23 protein-coding genes are annotated in these 22,369 nt (G+C 64.1%); 11 read left to right on the top strand and 12 right to left on the bottom strand.

The window, feature by feature from the left end; all coding sequences use genetic code 11:
• Nucleotide 1 precedes the first annotated feature (1 nt).
• Nucleotides 2-913 (bottom strand): acetylglutamate kinase, encoded by a 912-nt coding sequence (argB, locus tag MTR64_RS12250; RefSeq protein WP_243994224.1) that lies wholly within the window; start codon nucleotides 911-913, stop codon nucleotides 2-4.
• Between the two features lie 113 nt (nucleotides 914-1,026).
• On the opposite strand from argB, the gene MTR64_RS12245 reads away from it, so the two are divergent.
• Nucleotides 1,027-1,458 carry a hypothetical protein gene (locus MTR64_RS12245; RefSeq protein ID WP_243994222.1) on the top strand — a complete coding sequence of 144 codons (432 nt, stop codon included), beginning with the start codon at nucleotides 1,027-1,029 and terminating at the stop codon, nucleotides 1,456-1,458.
• 30 nt (nucleotides 1,459-1,488) lie between these two features.
• Here MTR64_RS12245 and MTR64_RS12240 read toward each other — a convergent pair whose 3' ends face one another.
• A complete protein-coding gene (locus MTR64_RS12240) occupies nucleotides 1,489-2,169 on the bottom strand; it encodes a queuosine precursor transporter (RefSeq protein ID WP_243994219.1) in 681 nt (226 codons plus the stop codon).
• A 105-nt stretch (nucleotides 2,170-2,274) separates the two neighbouring features.
• On the opposite strand from MTR64_RS12240, the gene MTR64_RS12235 reads away from it, so the two are divergent.
• Complete coding sequence (locus tag MTR64_RS12235) at nucleotides 2,275-3,600, top strand: NupC/NupG family nucleoside CNT transporter (RefSeq protein WP_243994217.1); 1,326 nt, start codon at nucleotides 2,275-2,277, stop codon at nucleotides 3,598-3,600.
• Nucleotides 3,601-3,618: 18 nt separating this feature from the next.
• Here MTR64_RS12235 and MTR64_RS12230 read toward each other — a convergent pair whose 3' ends face one another.
• Nucleotides 3,619-5,079: a carboxylesterase/lipase family protein gene (locus MTR64_RS12230; RefSeq protein ID WP_243994215.1), complete on the bottom strand. Its 1,461-nt coding sequence runs from the start codon at nucleotides 5,077-5,079 to the stop codon at nucleotides 3,619-3,621.
• A 46-nt stretch (nucleotides 5,080-5,125) separates the two neighbouring features.
• On the opposite strand from MTR64_RS12230, the gene MTR64_RS12225 reads away from it, so the two are divergent.
• From MTR64_RS12225 to MTR64_RS12210, 4 genes are all read left to right on the top strand, one after another.
• On the top strand, nucleotides 5,126-5,905 hold the full coding sequence (locus MTR64_RS12225; RefSeq protein ID WP_243994213.1) for an SDR family NAD(P)-dependent oxidoreductase: 780 nt from the start codon (nucleotides 5,126-5,128) through the stop codon (nucleotides 5,903-5,905).
• Between the two features lie 103 nt (nucleotides 5,906-6,008).
• Nucleotides 6,009-6,386, top strand: coding sequence for a DUF4870 family protein (locus MTR64_RS12220; RefSeq protein ID WP_243994211.1), 378 nt, complete (start codon nucleotides 6,009-6,011; stop codon nucleotides 6,384-6,386).
• Between the two features lie 539 nt (nucleotides 6,387-6,925).
• A complete protein-coding gene (locus tag MTR64_RS12215; RefSeq protein ID WP_243994209.1) occupies nucleotides 6,926-7,303 on the top strand; it encodes a hypothetical protein in 378 nt (125 codons plus the stop codon).
• Nucleotides 7,300-7,584 (top strand): ribosomal protein L7/L12, encoded by a 285-nt coding sequence (locus MTR64_RS12210; RefSeq protein ID WP_243994207.1) that lies wholly within the window; start codon nucleotides 7,300-7,302, stop codon nucleotides 7,582-7,584. Before MTR64_RS12215 ends, MTR64_RS12210 begins: the two co-directional genes overlap by 4 nt.
• Here the strand turns inward: MTR64_RS12210 and MTR64_RS12205 are convergent.
• The 3 genes from MTR64_RS12205 to MTR64_RS12195 all read right to left on the bottom strand — a co-directional run bounded on the left by MTR64_RS12205 (nucleotide 7,581) and on the right by MTR64_RS12195 (nucleotide 9,665).
• Nucleotides 7,581-8,012 carry an MAPEG family protein gene (locus tag MTR64_RS12205; protein WP_243994204.1) on the bottom strand — a complete coding sequence of 144 codons (432 nt, stop codon included), beginning with the start codon at nucleotides 8,010-8,012 and terminating at the stop codon, nucleotides 7,581-7,583. The two genes, MTR64_RS12210 and MTR64_RS12205, sit on opposite strands and share 4 nt — an antisense overlap.
• Before the next feature lie 98 nt (nucleotides 8,013-8,110).
• Entirely contained in the window at nucleotides 8,111-8,458 is a 348-nt protein-coding gene (locus tag MTR64_RS12200) for a hypothetical protein (protein ID WP_243994202.1), read from the bottom strand.
• A 154-nt stretch (nucleotides 8,459-8,612) separates the two neighbouring features.
• Complete coding sequence (locus MTR64_RS12195; RefSeq protein WP_243994200.1) at nucleotides 8,613-9,665, bottom strand: ribonucleotide-diphosphate reductase subunit beta; 1,053 nt, start codon at nucleotides 9,663-9,665, stop codon at nucleotides 8,613-8,615.
• 289 nt (nucleotides 9,666-9,954) lie between these two features.
• Between MTR64_RS12195 and MTR64_RS12190 the strand changes: the two genes are divergently transcribed.
• The gene (locus tag MTR64_RS12190; protein ID WP_243994198.1) at nucleotides 9,955-10,197 is read left to right on the top strand and encodes a DUF2171 domain-containing protein; all 243 of its coding nucleotides are present in this window, start codon (nucleotides 9,955-9,957) and stop codon (nucleotides 10,195-10,197) included.
• Nucleotides 10,198-10,225: 28 nt separating this feature from the next.
• Here the strand turns inward: MTR64_RS12190 and MTR64_RS12185 are convergent, their stop codons facing one another.
• On the bottom strand, nucleotides 10,226-10,618 hold the full coding sequence (locus tag MTR64_RS12185; RefSeq protein ID WP_419144942.1) for a PepSY domain-containing protein: 393 nt from the start codon (nucleotides 10,616-10,618) through the stop codon (nucleotides 10,226-10,228).
• A gap of 243 nt (nucleotides 10,619-10,861) precedes the next feature.
• On the opposite strand from MTR64_RS12185, the gene MTR64_RS12180 reads away from it, so the two are divergent.
• The 3 genes from MTR64_RS12180 to MTR64_RS12170 all read left to right on the top strand — a co-directional run bounded on the left by MTR64_RS12180 (nucleotide 10,862) and on the right by MTR64_RS12170 (nucleotide 15,204).
• Nucleotides 10,862-13,291 (top strand): PQQ-dependent dehydrogenase, methanol/ethanol family, encoded by a 2,430-nt coding sequence (locus MTR64_RS12180; RefSeq protein WP_243994194.1) that lies wholly within the window; start codon nucleotides 10,862-10,864, stop codon nucleotides 13,289-13,291.
• 118 nt (nucleotides 13,292-13,409) lie between these two features.
• Nucleotides 13,410-14,276: an SDR family NAD(P)-dependent oxidoreductase gene (locus MTR64_RS12175; RefSeq protein WP_243994192.1), complete on the top strand. Its 867-nt coding sequence runs from the start codon at nucleotides 13,410-13,412 to the stop codon at nucleotides 14,274-14,276.
• A 142-nt stretch (nucleotides 14,277-14,418) separates the two neighbouring features.
• Complete coding sequence (locus MTR64_RS12170) at nucleotides 14,419-15,204, top strand: hypothetical protein (RefSeq protein WP_243994191.1); 786 nt, start codon at nucleotides 14,419-14,421, stop codon at nucleotides 15,202-15,204.
• Between the two features lie 21 nt (nucleotides 15,205-15,225).
• On the opposite strand, the gene MTR64_RS12165 is transcribed toward MTR64_RS12170, so the two are convergent.
• The 5 genes from MTR64_RS12165 to MTR64_RS12145 all read right to left on the bottom strand — a co-directional run bounded on the left by MTR64_RS12165 (nucleotide 15,226) and on the right by MTR64_RS12145 (nucleotide 21,366).
• Nucleotides 15,226-16,146 (bottom strand): SDR family NAD(P)-dependent oxidoreductase, encoded by a 921-nt coding sequence (locus tag MTR64_RS12165; RefSeq protein ID WP_243994190.1) that lies wholly within the window; start codon nucleotides 16,144-16,146, stop codon nucleotides 15,226-15,228.
• Nucleotides 16,147-16,279: 133 nt separating this feature from the next.
• Nucleotides 16,280-17,494 carry a CaiB/BaiF CoA transferase family protein gene (locus MTR64_RS12160; RefSeq protein WP_243994189.1) on the bottom strand — a complete coding sequence of 405 codons (1,215 nt, stop codon included), beginning with the start codon at nucleotides 17,492-17,494 and terminating at the stop codon, nucleotides 16,280-16,282.
• A 4-nt stretch (nucleotides 17,495-17,498) separates the two neighbouring features.
• The gene (locus MTR64_RS12155; RefSeq protein WP_243994188.1) at nucleotides 17,499-18,521 is read right to left on the bottom strand and encodes an alpha/beta hydrolase; all 1,023 of its coding nucleotides are present in this window, start codon (nucleotides 18,519-18,521) and stop codon (nucleotides 17,499-17,501) included.
• A gap of 113 nt (nucleotides 18,522-18,634) precedes the next feature.
• Nucleotides 18,635-19,759 (bottom strand): FAS1-like dehydratase domain-containing protein, encoded by a 1,125-nt coding sequence (locus tag MTR64_RS12150; protein WP_243994187.1) that lies wholly within the window; start codon nucleotides 19,757-19,759, stop codon nucleotides 18,635-18,637.
• A 29-nt stretch (nucleotides 19,760-19,788) separates the two neighbouring features.
• On the bottom strand, nucleotides 19,789-21,366 hold the full coding sequence (locus MTR64_RS12145) for an acyl-CoA synthetase (protein ID WP_243994350.1): 1,578 nt from the start codon (nucleotides 21,364-21,366) through the stop codon (nucleotides 19,789-19,791).
• Nucleotides 21,367-21,486: 120 nt separating this feature from the next.
• Here MTR64_RS12145 and MTR64_RS12140 point away from each other — a divergent pair, with 120 nt between their 5' ends.
• Entirely contained in the window at nucleotides 21,487-22,275 is a 789-nt protein-coding gene (locus tag MTR64_RS12140; RefSeq protein WP_243994184.1) for an IclR family transcriptional regulator, read from the top strand.
• Nucleotides 22,276-22,369: the final 94 nt, after the last annotated feature.

Raw genomic sequence — 22,369 nt, 5'->3', positions numbered from 1 at the left:
CTCACATGGACGTCTGGCCCGCGCGGATCAACGTGCCAGCACCTTCCTGCGTAAATATTTCCAGCAACATGGCATGCGATACCCGCCCGTCAAGCACAACAGCCGCCTCGCATCCGGCCTCGACCGCATGAACGCAGGTTTCAAGCTTGGGAATCATGCCCCCGGAGATCGTGCCGTCCTCCTGAAGGCGTTCGATATCGGCCGGACGCAGATCAGTGAGCAGGTTGCCCTGCTTGTCGAGCACGCCGTGCACGTCGGTCAGCAGAAACAGACGGGCGGCGCCCAAAGCGGCGGCAATGGCGCCCGCCATGGTATCGGCGTTGACATTGTAGGTCTCGCCATCGGCGCCGGGCGCAATCGGTGCAATCACCGGAATCATGCCGGCCGCCGAGATCGTTTCGATCACGGAAGTGTCGATAGTCTCGGGCTCCCCCACGAAGCCGAGATCGACGACCTGCTCGATCAGGCTGTCCGGGTCCTTTTTGGTCCGCTGCACCTTGCGAGCCGTGACCATCTTCCCGTCCTTGCCGGAAATGCCCATGGCTTTGCCGCCAGCCTTGGCAATCCAGCCGACGATCTCCTTGTTGATCGCACCTGAAAGGACCATTTCGGCCACTTCGGCCGTAGCCTTGTCAGTCACACGCAGACCATCGATGAACTGGCTTTCGATCCCAGCCTTCTTGAGCATGGCCCCGATCTGCGGCCCGCCGCCGTGGACGACCACCGGATTTATGCCCACGGCCTTGAGCAGCACCACGTCCTCGGCAAAGTCATGCGCCAGCTCGGGATCGCCCATCGCATGGCCGCCGTATTTCACCACAAAGGTGCGCCCGGCGTATCGCTGCATGTACGGCAGCGCATCAACGAGGGTTTCGGCCTTGGCGAGGAGGGCGGGATCGTGCGGATTCGGCATGATTTGCGCTTTAGCCCCCCCGGCGAGGATTTGAAGGGGTTTTCAAGGCCTATTTCAACTTCCCGCGCGGACAGATACCCCTGCGGGGCCACGCACGCGCTATGGAGGACACGATGAAAGGTTGGACAGCCCTGGCGGTATTGCTGGTTGCCGGATGCGGTGGACCGGATGACAGCGCCCCGGCACAGCCGCCAGCAGGCTTCCATATCGGCAAAGCCGATCTCACCCGTGCCGCGCCCAACGACATCTGCCAGTCGAGGGACGCCGCCTTTTTGCGGAACCTGATATTGCGCGTGACTTCCGCGCTCCCGCCCGGAACACAGGGCTTCGATTTCGAGGATTTCAACGTCGCCAAAGTGCAGGAAGGCGAAGCGATGGAAGCAGTGCTGCGCTTTAAGTCAACCGGTGCCGATGGCCATCCGCAAATGATGTACGCGTTTGGACCGTTCGATCCGGCTACTTGCGCGATTGGGCCGATGACGGGCGGCGCTGGCACCACCCCTCATGCCGCCGGCGCAATGGAAACTTTCCATGTTGGCGGCTGACAGGAGCAGCCGAAGGCCGTGATGGCGGGACTACGCGTCCAGCTTGCGGCCCAGCTTCACGAAGAACCAGATGAACGGCGGCACCATGATCGTCGAGAGCAGCAGCTTGGAAATGATCTGCCCTTCCATGATCGAGACGATCGGCAGGTCCTGTCCGGCGAAGGAAATGGTGATGAACAGCACCGTATCGACCACCTGTGACAACAGGCTGGCGATCCACGCGCGCAGCAGCAACAGGCCGCTCCGTTCATGCCCCAGCCTGTCGCCCGCCAGCTTCGAGAACAGGTAAACGTTGAGCGTCTGCGACACGCCGTAGGAAATCAGCCCGGCAAACTGCATCCGCGCGCCCTGCCCCAATAAGCGGGCGAAAGCCTCCTGATCGCTCCAGAACGGCGCGGGCGGCACGACATGGATCACGAAAGTCAGCAGCGTCATCGAGACGATCAGCGGTATGAAACCGAAGCGCACCAGCCGGTTGGCGGTATCGCGCCCATGCAGTTCCGCGACCGCGCTCGACAGCACGACCAGCAGCAGGAAAGCGAAGATCCCCGATTCCACCGCCAGATCACCCAGTACCGGCCAGTGCCCGAGCGAGGCCAGCTTGGTGCCCAGCACGCCGGCCAGCACCACAAGGCCGCCGTAGAGCAGCGAGAACACGAAGAGGGAGCGGGTGATGGCCGGGCTCGGCGCGGAAGCTGCGGGTTGGTCCATCCCCAAGGTCTAACCGCACAAGGACAATTGCACTAGCCGTCTCGCACCGGGCTCGATAGGTTCCCCCGATTCTTCCCCCGCATTTCACGAAAGACTTCCGCCTCGATGCATGTCGCCTACAGCCTGATCGGCATTGCTCTCATCATGGCTGCGGCCTTCCTCCTCTCCAGCGACCGCAAGGCGATCCGGCTGCGCGTGGTCGGCGCGGCCTTCGCGCTGCAGGCGGGGCTCGCCGCGCTGGTGCTCTACGTGCCCTTCGGCAATCGGATGCTGCGCGGCGCGGCTTCAGGCGTGGAAAGCCTGCTCGGTTACGCCCATGCGGGGATCGACTTCCTGTTCGGCCCGATCGCGACGCCCGCCATCGGCGGCACCAGCTTCGCGATCTCGGCGCTGCCGGTGATCATCTTCTTCGCCTCGCTGATCTCGATCCTCTATTACCTGAAGATCATGCCTCTGGTGATCCACTGGATCGGCGGCGCGCTCGAAAAGGTGACCGGCATCAGCAAGGTGGAAAGCCTCTGCGCGGCCTCTAACATCTTCGTCGGCCAGAGCGAAAGCCCGCTGGTGATCCGTCCTTATCTGGCCAGCCTCAACCCCTCGCAGCTGTTCTGCGTGATGACGGTGGGTCTGGCGGGCGTGGCCGGCACGATCCTCGCGGCCTATGCCTCGATGGGCATCCGCATCGACTACCTGGTGGCCGCCGCGTTCATGTCGGCACCCGGCGGCATCTTCATGGCCAAGATGATCATGCCCGACCCGCGCGGACCGCATCCGGACGAGAGCAACGTCCATGAAGCCGCGATCCCGCCCGCCGGCATGGCCGCGGCCGCGCTCAACCGCGCAGACGTGACACACCTGCCGGGCATTCATATCGACGAGCCCGAACCGCTCGCGCATGACGAGGAACAGCCCGCCAACCTGATCATGGCTGCCTCGCAGGGCGCACAGACCGGCGTCAAACTGGCGGTCGCGGTGGGCGCGATGGTGCTCGCGTTCGTCGCGCTGATCGCGCTGGCCAATGGCATCGTCGGCTGGGCCGCGGGACTGTTCGGATTTCAGGACGTCACCTTCCAGTCGCTGCTCGGCTATGTCTTCGCGCCGGTGTTCTACCTGCTGGCAGCGCCCGACTGGCATGAGGCGATGCAGGCTGGCGGCCTGTTCGGAACCAAGATCGTGCTCAACGAGTTCGTTTCGTTCATCGAACTGGGCAAGGACACCGGCCTCTCTCCGCTCACCGTAGGCGTCGTGACCTTCGCCCTGTGCGGCTTCGCCAACTTCTCGTCGATTGCGATCCAGATGGCCGTGACGGGCGGCCTCGCGCCAAACCAGCGCCCGGTCATCGCAAAACTGGGCATCCGCGCACTGGCGGCGGGCAGCCTGTCCAACCTGATGAGCGCGGCGCTGGCAGGGCTGTTCCTGAGCCTCGGCTGACGCAGGCCGGGACAGGCGCTAGAGCCCGATGCGCGACTTCACATCCGCACCGGCCCAGGCCGCAAAGCGGACGGCATCAGGGTTGTCGAGGATCTCGTCAGCAAGCCCGTAACTACGCACGTGCTGACCGGCATCCGACAGGCCCGGCCAGTCGCTTCCCGGCGTCCCGTGGTGCGCGAAATGGGCCCAGTGGCGGCGCATCCGCTCACCCAGCGCCTTGCGGCGGCCGGTGTTCGGCCCGCCCCGCACGATCAGGGCGCGCAGTCCCGTCATCGGCCAGAATACGCCAAGGTCCATGGCATGCGCCGCACCGAAGATCGGGTTCGCATAGTCGAAGCGGTAGAACCATGTCGGCTGACGGCCTGCATGGCGCGTCGCGAAATTGCGTGTGGGCATCAGAAACGTGAGATCGGTCCCGAGGGCAATCTCTCCCGCCTTGGTCCGGGGATACTGTTCGAGGATACGCTCGGCGTGTGCGCCGTCCAATTGCTTGCGGATCAGGTGTTCGAGATCCGCCCGTTTCGTCGGCAGGATATTGCCCGGCAGGATGCGGAACAGCCTGATCTCTTCGCGCGTGGCGCCGGCGATAAGCGGCACCGGCGCCATCTCCTGCGCACGCGCCTCTGCCAGCGAGGCGGGCAGCACATCGCCGTCGTACCAGGGCGCGGCCGGAATGCCCGGCTCGACCATGGCACCAACGCGGACCTGCGCCTGCAGCAGCTCCATGGTGGAGAGCGAGCGCAGCTTCTCAAAGCCGGACTGGTCGAGATCGAGCACTTCGGCATAGCGGCGCGCGTCGCTGATCGACCGGTCCCGGTCGTGAATCAGGCTGACCGCGCCAGACTGCATGATGGCGCCATGAAAGAGCCCTCGGGCAAGCGGCGAGAGCATGAGCAGCGAGACCGACATCGACCCGGCCGATTCCCCGAAGATCGTCACCTTCTCCGGATCACCGCCGAAGGCCGCGATGTTGTCCCGCACCCATTCCAGCGCCGCGATCTGGTCGCGCAGGCCGAGGTTCGAGGGGATCGCGGGCAGACCCAGCGCTTCGCCGAAATTGACGAACCCGAACACACCGAGACGGTAGTTGATGGTCACGACAACAACGTCGCCCTCGCAGGCCAGCTGCCAGCCCTCGTATGTGTCCGCTCCACCCGCGACAAAGGCGCCTCCGTGGATCCAGACCATCACCGGCTTCGGCTCCGCCTTGCCGCCGTCGGGTGTCCAGACATTGAGGTAGAGACAATCTTCGCCGAACCCCTCGGCTTCGACGCTGGCCGCGCGGACCTTACGGCCGAACTGCTGCGAGCACTGGCGGCCAAATGCCGTTGCCGACCGCTCGGCGGTCCAGGGGGCCACCGGTTCCGGCAGGCCGAAGCGCTCCGCCCTGGCATAAGGAATGCCAAGCCAGCGCCGACAGCCCTGCTGATGCGTCCCCGCGATTTTCCCCTGGCGTGTCTGGACAATCGCTTCCGGCATCGTGTTTCTCTCCCCTGACAACCGACAAGCTTAGCCGGAGAGCGTCATGACGCCAGAGGAATTCCGCGAAACCTACGGACCTGCCGCTCTGGTGACAGGCGCATCGTCCGGCATCGGCCTCGCTTTCGCCGAAGAACTGGCCGCGCGCGGCTTCGATCTGGTGCTGACCGCGCGCCGCACCGGCCATCTCGACGCACTGGCGCGGCGGCTGCGCAGTTCCTGCGGCGTACGCGCCCGCGTGATCGGCGCCGACTTGTCCGATCCCGGCGCTCCGGCCCGGCTGCTGGAGGAAACCGCAGGAGACGACATCGGTCTTGTCGTCAGCAATGCCGGCTTCAACATCAAGGGTGCCTACGAGACCAAGGACACCTCGGCCATGGCCAGGATGCTGACGGTAAACTGTCATGCGCCGATGCAGCTGGCACACGGCTTCATCCCCCGCCTGAAGACGCGCGGGAAAGGCGGCATCGTGTTCACGGCTTCCGTTGAAGGGCTGATTGGCTGCCCCTATTCGACGGCTTACTCGGCCTCCAAGGCGCTGGTCGTCTCGCTGGGCGAAGGGCTCTGGGGCGAAATGCAGGGCACCGGCGTCGACGTGCTGACGCTGTGCCCCGGCGCCACCGAGAGCGAGGCCACTGCCAACATGGCGGGGATCGCCGATCTGCAACCGGCTGCCGAAGTCGCCCGGCTCGCACTCGATAATCTCCGTGAAGGGCCGACGTTCGTCCCCCACGCGCACTACCGCGAGATGTTCGAGCGCCTGCGCACCATGCCCCGCCGCGAGGCGCTGGCCGGCATGGCGCAAAGCATGAAGGCGCTCACCTAACACCGGCACCCCGTCGGCCGTGCCACATCACGTGCCGCTTGTGCATCGGCCGCAAAACAGACAACATCCCGGTTAACGGCATACGGCCGGCAGGGAGACCGCCATGGACGATCTCGACCGCAAGCCCTCGAATCCGGCCCCGGCTTCGGGGTTCGAATTCAACAATCCGACAGTGATCAGCCTGCTCTATCTCGCTTCATGGGTGACGGGCGGGCTGACCGGCATCATCGGCGTGGTACTTGCCTTCGTCTGGCGCGAGGAACCCAGAGCGGACTGGGAAATCTCGCACTACCAGTATCATATCAACAGCTTCTGGATCGCGCTCGTGGGCACGGCGCTGGGGATACTGCTGATGATCGTGCTGGTAGGTTTCCTGCTGATGGCAGCCGTCGCGATCCTGGTAATCGTGCGCAGCGTGCTCGCCCTCCTCAATGCACAGAAGCACCTGCCGATGCCCAACCCCGGTTCCTGGACGATCTGACGACTGGACGCGCTGGTGGACGGCCATACGGTGCCTGCAAAGGTGCCGGATCTGTTATGTGTGCGAAAAATCAGGAAATTGAAATTTATTCTTTGCACAGATAGATAGTTAACTTATATAACTTGGTATATTTACCATGTTTGTCTTGTGGCAGTTTTGCAATACATCTAACAGAATTTGTGAAAATTTGATGTTACAGCAGCAATCGATATTTTTATTGATTGAAAATGTATTTTATTTAATTTTGAAACAAGAGCCAACGAAGTGATAATGGCTCGAAAGATTCTCGAAGCCAGACAGAAGGATCGCCGGGAAGGCATTGTTGATTCCACTGTCGGGTTCGACATGCGCCCCGTCGTAGGTGCAGCCTCATGCTGTGCCGGCCGCCGTCCCTCCCCCCCCCCCAGGGACGGCGGTTCGACGGGCAACGGCAGGTCCATTTCGGAAAGGCAGGACGACAATGGGCTTTGGACATCCGTTCATTCTCTTTCGGTCCGGACATCGCGGCGTCGTTGCAGCGTTGACTCGGGAGCACCGGAATGCCGACTGAGGCGACGGCGCGGCAATCCGGTGCTCAGGCCGATGCTCAGGCCGGTGCGCGGCCATTCCAGGTCCAGCTCGCACCTGACAGGCTGTGGCAGGCGATCAACCCGTGGACCTGGAACCTCGACACCGGGCAGTTCGGCCTGATCAACGTCAACATCGGCGAAACCAAGTACCCCGAAACCGAACGCGCGATCCTCGACGAAGTCGGCAGTTACGGCAAGCAGATCGGACACATCGCCGATGCACTCGAAGTGCTGATCCGCCATTTCGACATCAGGGACCTGGGCCAGAAGGAGCAGGACGCACTCGATGTGCTCAGGGGCGACCTTGCGCAGATCCGGGGCATAAAGGCACGGGAGAAGGGAACATGACAAATGCAAGCTGGGCCGTGATCGTGCTTGCCGCCCTGACGGTGTTTGTGCTGGGCTGGATCGCCGGTCGGGGCATGAACGGAACGCGCACGCTCTCCGGCCCGACCGCCGTGCGCACCCTGAACGAAGTAGGACCGGCACTGCGCAGCGAAATCGAAAGCGCGATCGCCGCGGGCCGCAAGATCGAGGCGATCAAGCTGCTGCGCGATGCCACGGGCATGGGCCTAAGAGAATCGAAGGCCGCCGTTGAGGCGATGGAACAGAGCTGGGCTGTAAACTAGAGCCGCGCGACGATCGACAGAGCCACGTCTAGCCACAGCGCCAACATGAACACTGCCCCCAGCGAGAACGCCAGTCCACGCGGACCAGGGTTGTTCGAGGTCATGTGTATGACGCTCTGAGCCAGGCGGCACAACGCGAAACCCCAGGCGAAAACCAGTGTCCATGTGCCCACGGCACCAAGCACGAAAGCGGTGAGGCAGCCCGCGTAGAACAGCGTCGGCAGTTCGAACAGGTTGTCCCAGTGGCGCGCTGCGGCCGTGGCCGCCTCCGGCTCAGGCGCGCCGAGATGGGCGCGGTAGAATGCCGGGTCATGCCCGCCCTTCACGGCAGCAGCGCGCGCCACGGCCATCTTGATGAACGCCACGAACGTCAGCGCGACGACCGCCAGCATCGGCAGCAGGACAAGCGTCTGATTGGTTTCCGGCACGGCCTTGGTCTCCCCCTTGTTATGCGGCGGGAGAATGCCCAAGGCCGCGCGCGGCGGCAAGCGCGCCGGGGCGATGGGACGCGACCCGGCGCGATGGCTCAACCGTCCGGTCGCAGCGCGGACCTGGGAAGCCGGCTGGCGAAATGGTCGGCGCCGTCCTGCGTATAGGCATAGAGCTGGGTGACCGGCACCCGGTACTCGGCGCGACCATCGGTGAGGATTACGGAATTGCCCGCGACTTTCCTGATGGTCCCGATCAACACGCCGCGCTCATCGACGATCGGCAGCCCCGCCGACAGTTCGACATGCGAGATGTTGCGGACGGTCACGACATCGGGGTTGGCCAGCGCGGAGGGCGTCGCCGGGTCGGTCGTTTCCTGCGCCATGGCAGGCACCACCATACCCAGCGCGGCGATAAAAACGGGGAACAGGGTCCTTACGGTCACAAGCGGTCTCCCGGTAACGGGTGCATTATGACTTCAGGAACGCCTGTGATGGGCGGTGGTTTCCGCTACGCGACCTCTCTCCGAAAGACATCACAACCCCTCCCGCCTGCGGGAGGGGAACAGCGACGCCTCAACAGAACAGTAATCGTACGGATTATTCCGCCGCCTGCGTGCCTCCGAACATGTCCGGCTCGCTGCCGTCGTCCACTTCGTCCACGTCGTTGGCCTTGGCCTTGCGGCGGGAATCGAAGTTGGCCCAGACGGTATTCCAGTCGCCGCGGGTGGCGCCCTTCGAGTATTCGGTAGCGCGGGTTTCGAAGAAGTTGGCGTGCTCCACGCCGTTGAGCAGCGGGGTGAGCCAGGGCAGCGGGTGCTCTTCGGCCATGTAGATCGCGGGCAGGCCGAGCTGGCCCAGGCGCCAGTCGGCGATGTAGCGGATGTACTTCTTGATGTCCTTGGCGCTCATGCCGGGCACCGGGCCCATCTCGAAGGCAAGGTCGATGAAGTTGTCCTCCAGACGCACGGTCTTCTGGCAGCAGTCGATGATGTCTTCCTTCACCGCCTTGGTCAGGCAGCCGCGCTCCTTCACGAAAGTGTGGAACAGCTTGGTGATGCCTTCGCAGTGGAGCGTCTCGTCGCGGATCGACCAGGTGACGATCTGGCCCATGCCCTTCATCTTGTTGAAGCGCGGAAAATTCATCAGCATCGCAAAGCTGGCGAACAGCTGTAGACCCTCGGTGAAGCCGCCGAACATGGCAAGCGTGCGCGCGATATCCTCGTCGCTGTCGACCCCGAAGGTGTGCATGTAGTCATGCTTGGCCTTCAGTTCCTCGTACTCGAGGAACATGCCGTATTCACTTTCAGGCATGCCGATGGTGTCGAGCAGGTGCGAATAGGCGGCAATGTGCACCGTCTCCATGTTGGAGAAGGAGGTGAGCATCATCTTGATCTCGGTCGGCTTGAAGACCCGCGCGTACTTCTCGTGGTAGCAGTCCTGCACCTCGACGTCGGCCTGCGTGAAGAAGCGGAAGATCTGGGTGAGCAGGTTGCGCTCGTGCTCGGAAATCTTCTGCGCCCAGTCGCGGCAATCCTCGCCCAGCGGCACCTCCTCGGGCAGCCAGTGGACCTGCTGCTGGCGCTTCCAGAAGTCGTAGGCCCAGGGATATTCGAAGGGCTTGTAGGTCTTGCGGGCTTCGAGAAGAGGCATGGGCGGACTCCGGTGTGCGATTCGGTGCGGAAACCCGGCGCTTCTGGCGGCTCCGGGCAGGAATTTCGGTGCGTCCCGTGCGGGATGCGAAATCTCACGATACCCAAAATTGCCCGCAAGAGGAGTGACCGACGCCACCAATCCACAGCCAAGATTACATATATCTTGCGGGTCCCCAGATATGGGGACGCAAGCGCTGGTAGGCAATATACTTCACGAATCGCGGGGAACCTCGCGCCACCGCAACACGTTTTGTCAGAGTGCGGCGCCAAAAAGGGAAGGACGGACGATGAGTCAGATGTACCCGGGCGAGCAGGTCTGGACGACCGTGGCCGGAACCATCCGCAAAGGCATGAAGGTGATCGCGGCGGATGGCTCGTGCCTCGGCACGGTCGCGTCCGTGGAGCACGGCGAAGTGCTGTTCGAAGGCGGCGACGTCATTCCGCTCACGCTCGTCGATGGCGTGGGCGAGGAAGGCGTGCTGCTGCAGGGCCGCGGCGATGCGACGTTCGGTCTGGGGGCGCAGCCCTAGGACAGGTCCCGGGGCCGCGCCCTTCCGGTCACTTCCAGAACCAGCGCGGGGCCAGGCTGCGGTCCTTGCGGAAGCGCCACATCTGCAGATAGAGCCAGAGGCCGGAGATCGAGAAGAAGATCAGCGCCAGACCCGACAAGACCGAGATGGCCGTACCAATGGGGCCGAAGGTCTCGCCCGAGTGCAGGTGGTGGAACAGCCCGGTCAGCGAACGGATGCCCCCGGCATTGCCGCGCGGCGGCATACAGCGCCAGCCCTCCGGGCATTCGAAACCGGCCGGTGGCGTTGCGGCGGCCTGCGCGGCGGCATCGGGCGCACCGCCCGGCCACAGCACCGCGACCTGGCTGAGCACGCCGGTCACCGCGATCCAGAGCATGAAAACTCCGAAAAAAACCGAGAGCCAGCGATGCCATTTGCGCATGAGTAAATCCTGTTCCTGAAGTCTGAGCGGTTGCGCGTAATGCAAGAGGAATGTGCCAAACCTCTCAAGCCGTAAATTGTCGTAATTGGTATGATCCGGCACAATTTTCCGCCCCCCCGGCTGCAGTTTCGGCGCGCGCGCCAATCGCCACGGCGCGGATATGATACACCATGAATAGGATATTCCCTTCCGTCCGGCAGGCTGATAGTCCCGGCGCGCACGGAACGGACGGGAGATGAGAACGTGAAGGCAGCATCGGCGAAGTTAGTATTGGCAGCGGCCCTGGCCTCGATCGCGCCGCTCGCGCTCAGCGCCTGCCACAAGTCCGCGCAGCCGGTCACCGAACTGATGACCGCCGATCCCGACGAATGGCCGAGCTGGGGCCGTACCGGTTCCGAGACGCACTATTCCCCGCTCGATGACATCGATGCAGACAATGTCGCAGGCCTCAAGCTGGCATGGCATTTCGACCTTGAGCCGGGCTACTCCCCCACCACCCCGCTGATGGCAGAGGGCAAGGTGTTCATCACCACCGGCCACTCGCACATCCGTGCTTTCGATGCCGAGACCGGCAAGCTGCTGTGGGAATACGACGGCGGCACGCGTGAGCGCGCTACGTCATCGCTCCAGCTGGGCTGGGGCAACAAGGGCATTGCCTACGATGCGGGACGCGTGTTCCTCGCCACGACCGACGGCTATGTGGCCGCACTGGACGCGAATACGGGCAAAGAAGCATGGAAGGCCTTCGATCCCCCGGCTGACGGAATGCCCCGGCAATACAATGGCCCGGTCCGCGTCTTCGGCGGCAAGGTGATCGTCGGCTACGGCGGCGCCGACATCAGCCCCGCGCGCGGCTTCGTCACGGCCTACGATGCAAAGACCGGCAAGCGCGCCTGGCGCTTCTACACCACTCCGGGCGATGAAGTGACCCCCGTCAACCGCAAGGCCGAGGAGGTCATGCGCAAGACCTGGCCTTCGGGCTGGAAGAAGGAAGACGGCAGCCGGCGCGGCGGCGGTGGCACCATGTGGAACGCCTTCAGCTACGACCCCGAGCTGGGCCTGATCTACCTGGGCGTCGGCAACGGCTTCCCCTACAATCAGGACCTGCGCAGCCCCGGCGGCGGCGACAACCTGTTCCTCGCCTCGATCGTGGCGGTCGATGCCAATACCGGCGCCTACAAGTGGCACTATCAGGTCTGCCCCGCCGAGCAGTGGGACTGCACCGCGACGACGGACATGACGCTCGCCACGCTCAAGATCGACGGCAAGGAGCGCAAGGTGCTGATGCAGGCACCCAAGAACGGCTTCTTCTACGTCCTCGACCGGACCACCGGCAAACTCATCAACGAGCCCGGAAAGATCGGCAAGGTGACCTGGGCCGACAAGATCGACATGAAGACGGGCCGTCCGGTCGTGAACCCGGGTATGCGTTATCAGGGCAAGCCCGGATTGTTCGAGATGTGGCCCGGGCCGACCGGCGCCCACAGCTGGATGCCGCAGGCTTACAACCCCGGTACCGGGCTGGTCTATATTCCGGAGCAGGATATGGGCGCCCTGATCGGCGAAGGCCAGAAAGGCGGCGGGGAGATCGCCGCCGGCATGGGCGTGACGCTGATCCCCGAAGTCGAGCTGCCCGGCGGGCACAAAAGCTATCTCAAGGCCTGGGACCCGGTCACGCAGACCGAGCGATGGAAAGTCGAGCTGCCGGGCAGCTGGCCGGGCGGCGTCATGACCAGTGCGGGCGATCTGGTCTTCCAGGGCCAGATGGACGGCAAGTTCGTGGCGCGCGACGCGCAGACCGGCAAGGAACTGTGGTCGTTCAAGACCGCAAGCCCGATCGTCGGCGCGCCGATCACCTACCGCATGAACGGCAAGCAGTACGTCACCGTGATCACCGGCGCAGGCGGCCAGGGCGCGGGTATGCAGACACTTGGCAATGCCGCTTACCGCACCGACTACCGGTTCCCGCGCCGGGTGCTCACCTTCACGCTCGACGGCACGGACTCGCTGCCGCCGTTCGCGGTGCCCGCGCGCACGCCGCCTGCCGACCCGGACTTCAAGGCCGATGCCAAGCGCTCGCAGGCCGGGTTCATGGTCTTCGCGAACAATGGCTGCCTGGTCTGCCACGGCTGGAACGCGGTCGCGGGCGGCAGTGCGCCCGACCTGCGCTATTCGCCGGTCATCACCGATGCCGATACCTTCCGCATGGTCGTGAAGGAGGGTGGCCTCAAGCTGAATGGCATGCCGCCGTTCTCGAATATCTCCAACAAGGATCTCGAAGACCTGCGCTTCTTCCTGCGCACCCGCGCCCAGCAGGCCCCGGCCGAGGAGAAGGCACTGCAGGAAAAGCTCAAAGCCGCCAAATTGAGCACGGCCAAGCCGCAAGATTTCCCGGGCAAGTGGAATATCGTGATCCAGTCGCCGATGGGCCCGCAGAAGGCCGTGCTGGAACTGAAGGTCGACGGCAACGTCGTCACTGGCAAGGCCACTGCGGAACAAGGCAGCGTGGACCTTGCCGGCGGGTTCAAGGATGGTCGTATCCGGATCGAGGGCAAGGCCTCGATGCCCATGCCGATCACCATCAGCTATGATCTCACCGTGAAGGACGGCGAACTGCAGGGCGACAATTCGAACGGGCCCTTCGGCACGTTCCCGGTGACGGGCACGCGCTGACGCCACAGAGGATCGTCGCGGCGCCTCGCCGTAACGATCCCCGACCCGGTGCGCACTTGCCCTTGCTGTCCGGGGACGGGTCCGTAACGACACCCGGACCGGATATGGGAGAGCGGGAATGACAGACGTCTTCGCGGGACGCAGCACCCTCATCTTTGGCGGCGGCAAGGGCATCGGCCGAGCCGTCGCGCAGGAATTCGCGCTGCGCGGCGCCCGCGTGGCAGTAGCCGACATCGACATAGCCGAAGCGGAAAAGACCGCCCAAGTGATCCTCGAAGGCGGCGGGCAGGCCAAGGCGCTGCGCTGCGACGTGACCAGCGATGCCTCGATCCGCGAGACTGCTGAGACCGCCGAAGCGGCCTTCGGTCCGGTCGGCATCGTGATGAACAACGTCGGCGGCATTCTCCACGGCAACCCGGAAGACATCCCGGTTTCCGAGTGGCAGCGCATCATCGACCTCAATCTGATGCCGGTGGTACGCAGCAATGCCGTGTTCCTGCCGAAAATGCTGGCGCGCGGATCGGGCTTCATCGTCAACACCGCCTCCTTCGCCGGGCTCTATCCCTTCGCGGCAACGCGTATGCCCTATGTCTCGGCCAAGGCCGGCGTGATCGCGCTGTCGGAATCGCTGGCGCTCTATCTCGAGCCCCTGGGCATCCGCGTGAGCTGCCTGATCCCCGGCCCGGTGATGACCGGCGTGATGGACGCGATGAAGACATGGACCGAAGGCCTCGAAATGCGCGGCCCCGGCAGCGATCTCGATCTCATCACTGTCGAAGACTGCGCCCGCACGCTGGCAAACGGCATGGAAGCAGGAAAGATTCTGATCCCCTCGCACGAGGAGGCCTGGACCACTCTTGCTCGCCACGCCGCCGATCCCGACCGCTTCATCCGTGACAAGATCGCCGAAGTGGCAGCCGGAGATTACGGCAAGCCGCGCATTTCCGAAGCGATGCTGGCGGCGATAAAGGCGCGGGCGGGGTAAAGCGGCAACAGTACCAACCAGTCAGCCAAACATGACGGAGCTTAAGGTTAATTGACTGGCAAGAAGTCCCGCATACGACGTTCACGAGAAACAATCGCCTCGATTGCCTTTTTGCCATGCCTTCAGTGAGGGGTCCGCAAGCATGAACAGCAAAGCTGGTGCCGCCGTAAACGAACCCTCAGAGAAGACCGGTTCAAGCGGCATCCACCGCGGCAGGCAGCAAAAGCTGCGTGATCTTAAAGACCGGATCTCTCCGAACTTTCCCGTCTCCAGCTGGAACATGCACGAGACGATCATGTTCGCCGACCGGATCACGCTGTCGCGCATTCTCTACTACGACAACCTCTATCGCCAGATCCTCGGCGTATCGGGCATGATCTGCGAGTTCGGCGTGCAATTCGGCGCCTCGCTATCGCTGCTGACGAATCTGCGCGGCATCCACGAACCGCACAACTACCTGCGCAAGATCGTGGGCTTCGACACCTTCGCGGGGTTCACCGGCGAACTGACCGAAGCGGAACGCGCGAACGGATGGGAAGCCGGCGACTTTGCCGTTCCGGACGATTACCTCGACACCCTGACCGATCACCTGGCCACCCAGGAATCCTACTCCCCCATTCCCGATGTCCGGAAATTCGAGCTGGTTCCCGGCGACGTCACCGAGACCTTCGAGCCCTGGCTGGAACGCAATCCTCACGCGATCATCGCGCTCGCCATCTTCGATTTCGACGTCTACGCGCCGACCCGGCACGTGCTGGAGAAAATCCTGTCACGCATGCCCAAGGGCGCCATCCTCGCCTTCGACGAGATCAACCATCCGCTCTTTCCCGGCGAGGCCGTGGCCGTGCAAGAGGTGCTCGGCATCCGTAACCTGAGGCTGCAGACCGACGCCAACAATCCCGCGCAGGCCTGGCACGTTATCGAATAGAGCGCGCGAGAGCCCGCCGCCTCAACCTTCCTGCGCGGCGCGGATCATGCCGAAGCCGTGGAGCAAGTGCTCAAGCTGGCCGTCCGGCACGGGCGGGAAGGCAAGCTGCTCGCCGCCATTGCGGATCGTGCCGATATGCGCGGCAACCTGTTCCAGCGACCACTCCGGCTGGTAGAGACCGGCATTCTCCGCCACCCAGGCGCGGGCAAGACGTCCGCCCATGGCGACGTACATTTCGCCGCTCGCCACGCAGTCCTCGTGGCACAGGTAGCCGACCATCGGCGCGACCTGCTCGGGCGTCATCGGCGGGAACTTGCTGGTGTCGATCCCGTCGGACATGCGCGTGACCGCCGCCGGGACGATAAGGTTCGACTTCACGTTGTTGTGCTGCCCCTCGATCGCGGCGGTGTTGGACAGGCCCATGAACCCGGCCTTGCAAATCGAATACGTGACGTTGTCCGCCTTGCCATAGAGCCCGTTGATCGAGCTGGTCAGAACAATGCGCCCGTAGTTCTGCGCCATCATGTGCGGGAAAGCCTCGCGCACGACGTGGTAAGCGCCTTTCAGGTGGACATCGAGGACGGCCGTAAAGTCCTCGTAGGCCAGCTCGGTCAGCTTGCCGCGCCGCACATTGCCTGCCGAATGGATCAGGATATCGATACGCCCGAACGCATCGAGCGCGCAATGGATGATCGCCTTGCCGCCTTCGGGCGTCGCGACGCTGTCGGTGTTGGCAACGGCCTCACCGCCCATCGCGCGGATCTCTGCCGCCAGCGCCTCTGCCGGGCCTTCGTCGGTGTCATCGCCCGCCATCGACACGCCCGGATCGTTGACCACGATCTTGCAGCCCCGGCTTGCCAGCAGCAGCGCATGGGCCCGACCCAGCCCGCGCCCACCGCCGGTGATGACCGCAACGCGGTTGTCGAAACGCAGGTCGGGCATGGCTGGGTCCTCTCGTAAAATGCTTACCGGCTGCCCGTCCATCCGTGTCGAGCGAAGTCGAGACACGTCAGCGCAGGATCAGCGTGTCTCGACTTCGCTCGACACGAACGGGACTTGAGACCGATCACGGCAATTATGCAATCACTCCGGAGGCCCGCAGCGCCGTAATCCGCTCGGGCGAAAGATCGAGCACTTCGCCAAGGATCGCATCGGTGTGCTGGCCCAGCACCGGCGGCGCCTCGGGCACCGGCTGGTCGGCGTCAGTGAACTTGATCGAGCGGTTGACGATGGGGATCGGTCCCAGCGTTTCGTGCACGGTCTCGACCACCATTTCACGCGCCACCGCCTGCGGCTGACTCAGCGCCTCGGTCACACCAAGGATCGGCGCGTGCGGCACTTCATGCCGGGTGAAGATTTCTACCATCTCTTCGACCGTGTGCTTTTCCGTGAATGCGGAGACGATCGCATTGACCTCCTCGCGCGCATCACGACGCTTCTCGAGCGTGTCGTAACGCGCATCGTCCGTAAGTTCGGGACGTCCGATCGACCGGCACACCTTGCCCCAGAACGCGGGCGTGAGACAGGCGATCACGATCGAGCCGTCGCTGGCCGGGAAAATACCGTAAGGCACGAGGTTCGGGTGCTGCGAACCGACCCGCTGCGGGTCCTGCCCGGTGAAGAAGGCCAGCTGCGCGATATAGCCGAGCATCCCCATCAGCCCGTCCATCAGGCTGACGTCGATATGCCGCCCCACCCCGGTCCGCTCACGTTCGTAGAGCGCGGAGAGGATACCGATCGGGCCATTAATGCCGCCCACCAGATCGCCAAGCGGAATACCCAGCTTCATCGGCAGGCCATCGGGTTCGCCGTTCATCGACAGCGCCCCGCTCATCGCCTGCAGCACGATGTCGAAACTGGGCCGGTCCTTGAGCGGGCCGGTCTGCCCGTAACCCGAGATCGAGCAATAGATCAGGCGCGGGTTGATGGCCTTGAGAGGCTCGTAGCCGAGGCCGAGACGGTCCATTACGCCGGGCCGGTAATTCTCAACCAGCACATCGCACTTCGCGGCGAGGTCCTTGACGAGAGCAAGCCCCTCCTCGCTCTTGAGATCGACCACGATCGATTTCTTGCCGCGGTTGATGGCAAGGTAATAGTGGCTCTCCCCGTCGCGGATCGGCGGGAACGTGCGGGTCTCGTCGCCCGTGCCGGGCGGCTCGATCTTGAACACTTCGGCACCCAGATCGGCGAGCGCAAGGCTCGCTGCGGGTCCGGCCAGAACGCGCGTGAAATCCAGCACGCGCACGCCGGCGAGAGGGCCTTTCCAGACAGGATTTTCAGTCTCGGGCATAAGCTCAGTTCAAGTTCTCTCGGAAAAAGGCGATGATCTGGTCCACCGCATCCCGGCCTTCGGGCAGCGCGACCTGATAGTGATAGCAGTGCCCCATGCTCTCGCCGACGATCAGCGTGGAGCGCACGCCGGCCTTCAGCAGCTGGGAATTGGTAAAGATCGCGGGGCTGAGGTCCATCGCGCGGGTGCCGGTGATGATCAGCGTGGGCGGGAATGTTGCCAGCGTTTCGAGGTGATAGCCCGGCCAGGCGCTGGGGTCATTGCGTTCGTCGACGCTTTCGAAATAGCCGCGCGTGATGTCTTCCAGTTCGCTGCCATCCGCGGGCGGTGGCGGGAACGAGCCATCGATGTAACCGGCGGTCCAGGCGGATTCGCCCGCGTGAAACGGGACGCCGCCCGCGCCGAAAATGCCGACCGCGCCCGCCTGCGGCAATCCATGTGCAGGCAGCCAAGCCGCCACCTGCGCCGTCAGCGCGCCGCCCGCCGAGCCGCCGTACACGCCGATGCGGCCGGGAGCATTGGTCTTGAGCAGTTCGGCATAGACCGCAGCGACGTCCTCGACGCCAGCGGGATGCTTATGCTCCGGGGCCATGCGGTAATTGACGCTGACCACGCGGTAGCCTGCCAGCACGGCCAGCGGGATCGATTCGACCAGCGCCACGCCATCCCAACCCACGGTAAAGGCCCCGCCGTGCAGGTTGATCAGCACGCGATCGGGATCGTGGCTGCCATCGGCGGGCGTCACGTCGAGCACTTCGACACCGCCGATTTCGGTGCGGTCGATGTTCACCGGGAACATCCCCCGCAGCCGCTCTATCTGGGGTGCCATGAACGTGTTGATCTGCTCGCGCCGGGCGATGACATCGAGCCCCTCGCCCGCTGCGTCGAAGGCGGGCATCGTCGCGCGCATACGCTGGAAAGCTGCGGCCTGTTCGCTGAGCAGCGGAGAAACCGGCAAAACAAACGCCGGGACGCGCACGTCGCCGTTCGCTTCGAATTGCGGCTTTGCTACCTTCTGCTCTTCCATGGACCTCTCCTGTCACGCTGTTTGAACCGGCACTTACGACACGGCCCGAACCTTTGGTAAAGGCCCGGGCCGGAATCGCATTACCGGTGCCGGCCATCATCGCCGGCGCGCGATCAGCCCTTGGTCGGCAGCTCCGCGACCGAGGTGCCGAAGGCCGAGAGTTCGCCGCGGTGGGTGGTCGCCTTCTGGGCCACTTCGACGTACTTCTTGCCGTTCTCTTCGAACTTGCGGGTCACTTCGCCGGTCAGGACCATGGCGTCGCCGTCCGGGTTGTGGCGGCGGATCTGGCAGTTCGACTTGTGCAGGAAGCCGTCGTCGCCGATCCAGTTGGTCATGTGGTGAGTCAGCCACGAGCAACGCTCTGGTCCGTAGTCGTAAGCGCCCGGGGCACCGACTTCGAGCGCGAAAGCTTCGTCCCAGTGCACGCGCTCGGGGCAGTCCGGCACGTTGAAGCGGTTGCGGATGCCGAGGCCCGGGTGCGCCTTCTGCATCTTGTAGGCCAGCTTGTTGGCGCGGATGTAGAGGCCGCCCCAACCCTGCGCGTAGCAGATGAAGCCGGTCACGGTCATCGGGCCCTTCATCATCGGACGCAGCTGGTCGCCAACGTTGACGTCTTCCCAGTAACGGGGAACGGCGCCGCGCACTTCCTCGTTGTCGTAGATGTCGTAGAACTCGTCGAGCTGCTCCTGCGTGAAGGGCTCAACGCGGCCGCGCGCTTCGGTGTACTTGGTGCCGCGCTCGCGGGCCTCGTCACGGTCGGTGCGGAACACCCAGCTGTCGGCGCCGGCAACCTTGTCGCCGTGCTGGTTGAAGAAGTCGACGTGGTAGATCTGCTGGAACGAGCGGCCGGCGAACTTGGTCTGGTGCTCGACGAGATCCTTGAGGTAGGCGACAGCCGAGATGGTATCGTTGCGCAGGACCGGCTTTTCCCAGGTCCAGTCGGCACCGGCCCACATCGCGTGCACGCCCGAGAGACCACCGCAGTAGCCCGAAACGATGCGGCTGGTGGTGAACAGGAACGAGGGCAGCGCCACGAGAGAACCGTACTTGGTCTTCGCGGCGTACTCGGGATCGCACCACAGCGGGTTATCGTCGCCGATGCCGTGCGCGTAGTGACGGATGGCGTCGCGGGTGGCTTCGTAGTTCCAGGGCTCGACGGTGTTTTCGATCTTCACGCCGATGCGGCTGCGCAGATCGTCGAGGCCTTCCTCGGTGATCTTGGGGAATTTGGCTGACATTTCTCTACTCTCCTGAAAATTCGGTAAAATCAGTTGGCGGCCGCCGCCGCGCGCTCGGCTTCGAGATCGCGCAACTTCTTGCGGTGGACCTTGCCCGCCGGGTTCTTGGGCAATTCCGAAACGTATTCGACAATGCGCGGGAATTCATGCTGGGCAAGCCGCTCGCGGGTGAAGTCCTGCAGTTCCTTGGTCAGCGCGTCGCTGCCTTCGCAATTGGCGACGACGAAAGCCTTCACGACCTGACCGCGCTTCTCGTCAGGCACGCCGATCACGCCGCACTCCATCACGTTCTCGTGACGCAGCATCGTGTTCTCGATCTCTACGGCGGACATCGTCCAGCCCGCCGAGATGATCACGTCGTCGGCGCGGCCGCAGTGATAGAGGTAGCCGTCCTCGTCCGACTTCGCCCGGTCCTTGGTGGTCATCCAGCCGCCACCACGCCAGAGCATCAGTTCGCCGATCTCGCCCGGATCGCACACGGTGCCGTCGGGACGGTGGACTTCCAGCTTCTGGCCGGGAACCGGCTTGCCCAGCGAGCCGGGCTTCACCACGAAGTCCTCTGCGCCCGGATAGTTCACCAGCACAACGCCGATTTCGGTGGTGCCGTACATCGAGCAGGCCGGGACCTTGAAGTACTCGTCGATCCACTCGAGCGTCGCCGGGTCGATCGGCTCGCCGGTGAACGACAGCTTCTTGAAATGGAAGTTGAAATCGCCGCCCTTCCCGCTGTTCTTCATCATGCGGTAGTGGGTCGCGGCGGCCGACATGTTGGTGATCCTGAAGTCGTCCAGCGCCTTCATCAGGCGGACCGGATCGAAACGCCCGGCGAATGTGCCGGTGGTCACGCCCAGAGCCAGCGGCGCCAGCGTGCCGTGCCACAGGCCATGGCCCCACGCAGGCGAGGAGGGGCAGAAGAACTCGTCGCCCGGACGGATGCCGGTGCCATAGAGCGCCGCGAACATCAGTGTGACGAGCGTCTTGTGCGAGTGCTTGACCGCCTCGGGCAGTTCGCGCGTGGTTCCGCTGGTATACTGGAAGACGGCCATGTCGGTGGCCTTGGTCTTCGGCGTGTAGGTGGTCGGCAGATCCTTCAGCGAGGCGAGGAACGCCTCGTCCGCGACGATGACCCGCGGGGTGCCATCCTCGTTGGCGACCGAGCGGGCGAGCTCCGCCTTCTCGGCATTGGTGATCAGGATCGAGGGGTTGCAGTCGCCGACGCGCAGGCGCAGCGCGTCGGGGCCGAACAGCGTGAACAGCGGCACCGAGATCGCACCGGTCTGCATGGCGCCGAACAGGCACACGTAGAAAGGCAGCGAGGGTTCGAGCATGAAGGCGATGCGCTCGCCCGGCTTCACGCCCTCGGCATCGAGCCAGTGCGCGAACTGCGCGGCGCCTGCCGAAATCGTGTCGAAGCTCAGGATTTCATCGTGACCATCGGCATGGGCAATGCGCACCGCCGGACGGTCCGAGCCGTCGGCGTGCCGCGTGATGCACTCGTGCGCGATGTTGAGATGCTCACGGTCGCCGTCGAACAGCTCCCAGAGCGCCGCCGAGGAGGCGTGCGCCTGTGCGTCGGCATAGCTCGTGTAATCGGTCAACTTCACCAGAGGCTCTCCCAGTTGCAGGCGCGCTCCTGTGAGCGAGTCGCACCCTGTCCTCGTCTTCGCGAAGTCCTTTGGCACATTTCGCTTGCTATTGTAAATATTGAACTCTATTCAATATATTGAATGCAAGACACAAGAACCTCCTCCGTCAAGGACAGCAAGGCCCCCGCGATTTCGCGCGCGGCGGCGGTATTGCGGCTGCTGGGCAAGCGCGGTGCGCCGATGGGCGTGCAGGCGATCGCCCGCGAACTGGGGCTGGTGCCCAGCACCTGCCTCTACGTGTTGCGCGCGCTGGTGGCCGAAGAGTTGGTGTCCTTCGATCCCGATACCAAGCGCTATGCCCTCGACGCCGGAGTACTGACGCTGGCGCGGCAATGGCTGCGGCGCGACAGGTTCAGCGATCTCGCCCAGCCCGCCCTCGACCGCATCGCCCGCGAATTCGGGCTGACGACGCTGGGCGTGCAGATGTTCGGACTGGACCGCATTATCGTGACCGCCATGTCGCAGTCGGGCGAGGCATTCCAGCTATCGACCCAGGTCGGCAGCCGTTTCCCGGCGCTGGTCTCCGCCACCGGCCGCTGCATTGCCGCCTTCGGAAACTATTCCGACGAAGACCTGCGCCCGCGCTTCGAAACGCTGCGCTGGGACGAGGCGCCGAGCTGGGAGGAATGGAAAGCGCAAGTGGCCGAGGCCCGCGAAACGGGAATCGCCGTCGACGCCGGGCACTATATCTCCGGCGTCACCGTCATCGCCGCGCCGGTCTGGAAGAGCGGTCGCGAGGAAGGCGGCAAGCCCAGCCACGCGCTCGTCGCCATCGGCATCGGCTCGGCCATGCGCGGCGAGGCCCTGCCCCGCCTCAAGGACGCCCTGCTGAACGCCGCGCGGTCGCTCAGCGACCAGATGTCGGGGTAAAGCTCAACCGATCGGTGGGAAGGCCCACCCTCAGCCCCTCCCGCACGGGGGAGGGGAGCGAGACTTGCCGGACCGAAGTGTCCGGTTAGTCGCA

It is taken from the genome of Novosphingobium album (ex Hu et al. 2023), from assembly GCF_022832385.1.
Classification (GTDB): domain Bacteria; phylum Pseudomonadota; class Alphaproteobacteria; order Sphingomonadales; family Sphingomonadaceae; genus Novosphingobium; species Novosphingobium album.
Note: the sequence above shows the minus strand (reverse complement) of the source record. Positions and strands in the feature narration are given on the sequence as shown.

Bases quoted from the DNA above. Each gene is read 5' to 3' on its own strand.
- argB (WP_243994224.1), bottom strand. From the start codon at position 913: ATGCCGAATCCGCACGATCCCGCCCTCCTCGCCAAGGCCGAAACCCTC.
- MTR64_RS12245 (WP_243994222.1), top strand. From the start codon at position 1,027: ATGAAAGGTTGGACAGCCCTGGCGGTATTGCTGGTTGCCGGATGCGGT.
- MTR64_RS12240 (WP_243994219.1), bottom strand. From the start codon at position 2,169: ATGGACCAACCCGCAGCTTCCGCGCCGAGCCCGGCCATCACCCGCTCC.
- MTR64_RS12235 (WP_243994217.1), top strand. From the start codon at position 2,275: ATGCATGTCGCCTACAGCCTGATCGGCATTGCTCTCATCATGGCTGCG.
- MTR64_RS12230 (WP_243994215.1), bottom strand. From the start codon at position 5,079: ATGCCGGAAGCGATTGTCCAGACACGCCAGGGGAAAATCGCGGGGACG.
- MTR64_RS12225 (WP_243994213.1), top strand. From the start codon at position 5,126: ATGACGCCAGAGGAATTCCGCGAAACCTACGGACCTGCCGCTCTGGTG.
- MTR64_RS12220 (WP_243994211.1), top strand. From the start codon at position 6,009: ATGGACGATCTCGACCGCAAGCCCTCGAATCCGGCCCCGGCTTCGGGG.
- MTR64_RS12215 (WP_243994209.1), top strand. From the start codon at position 6,926: ATGCCGACTGAGGCGACGGCGCGGCAATCCGGTGCTCAGGCCGATGCT.
- MTR64_RS12210 (WP_243994207.1), top strand. From the start codon at position 7,300: ATGACAAATGCAAGCTGGGCCGTGATCGTGCTTGCCGCCCTGACGGTG.
- MTR64_RS12195 (WP_243994200.1), bottom strand. From the start codon at position 9,665: ATGCCTCTTCTCGAAGCCCGCAAGACCTACAAGCCCTTCGAATATCCC.
- MTR64_RS12190 (WP_243994198.1), top strand. From the start codon at position 9,955: ATGAGTCAGATGTACCCGGGCGAGCAGGTCTGGACGACCGTGGCCGGA.
- MTR64_RS12185 (WP_419144942.1), bottom strand. From the start codon at position 10,618: ATGCGCAAATGGCATCGCTGGCTCTCGGTTTTTTTCGGAGTTTTCATG.
- MTR64_RS12175 (WP_243994192.1), top strand. From the start codon at position 13,410: ATGACAGACGTCTTCGCGGGACGCAGCACCCTCATCTTTGGCGGCGGC.
- MTR64_RS12170 (WP_243994191.1), top strand. From the start codon at position 14,419: ATGAACAGCAAAGCTGGTGCCGCCGTAAACGAACCCTCAGAGAAGACC.
- MTR64_RS12165 (WP_243994190.1), bottom strand. From the start codon at position 16,146: ATGCCCGACCTGCGTTTCGACAACCGCGTTGCGGTCATCACCGGCGGT.
- MTR64_RS12160 (WP_243994189.1), bottom strand. From the start codon at position 17,494: ATGCCCGAGACTGAAAATCCTGTCTGGAAAGGCCCTCTCGCCGGCGTG.
- MTR64_RS12155 (WP_243994188.1), bottom strand. From the start codon at position 18,521: ATGGAAGAGCAGAAGGTAGCAAAGCCGCAATTCGAAGCGAACGGCGAC.
- MTR64_RS12150 (WP_243994187.1), bottom strand. From the start codon at position 19,759: ATGTCAGCCAAATTCCCCAAGATCACCGAGGAAGGCCTCGACGATCTG.
- MTR64_RS12140 (WP_243994184.1), top strand. From the start codon at position 21,487: ATGCAAGACACAAGAACCTCCTCCGTCAAGGACAGCAAGGCCCCCGCG.